This is a genomic window from Bradyrhizobium lablabi (assembly GCF_001440475.1).
GTDB lineage: Bacteria > Pseudomonadota > Alphaproteobacteria > Rhizobiales > Xanthobacteraceae > Bradyrhizobium > Bradyrhizobium lablabi.
The window spans coordinates 327,914-328,315 of sequence record NZ_LLYB01000046.1 but is presented as its reverse complement, the minus strand read 5'-3'; the positions used below and the strand labels follow the sequence as shown (position 1 = coordinate 328,315).

The window sequence follows — 402 nt, the reverse complement described above, 5'->3', positions numbered from 1 at the left end:
GGGCGCGCTGGCGACGTCGGCGACGACAACGAGCAATGTCGGGACCTACGGCATCACGCAGGGGACGCTCGCANNNNCGGCAATTATGCGCTGACCTATGCAGGCGACAACCTCACCGTCACCCAGCGCACGATCACGGTGACGGCCGACGCCAAGAGCCGCGCGTACGGCGACGCCAATCCGCCGCTGACCTATCAGGTCGGCGGCGCGGGGCTCGTCAATGGCGATAGTCNGGGCGCGCTGGCGACGTCGGCGACGACAACGAGCAATGTCGGGACCTACGGAATCGGACAGGGGACGCTCGCTGCTTCCGGCAATTATGCGCTGACCTATACAGGCGACAACCTCACCGTCACCCAGCGCGCGATCACGGTGACGGCCGATGCCAAGAGCCGGGCGTAC

The 402-nt window shown here is 66.8% G+C and carries 1 protein-coding gene and 1 pseudogene; both read left to right on the top strand.

What is annotated here, in order from left to right; genetic code table 11:
- Positions 1–138 precede the first annotated feature (138 nt).
- Positions 139–232: pseudogene (locus CQ14_RS48100) on the top strand (MBG domain-containing protein); the annotation flags it as partial.
- Between the two features lies 1 nt (position 233).
- A partial coding sequence (locus CQ14_RS48095) for an MBG domain-containing protein (protein ID WP_430650143.1) occupies positions 234–402 on the top strand: 169 nt, incomplete at both ends.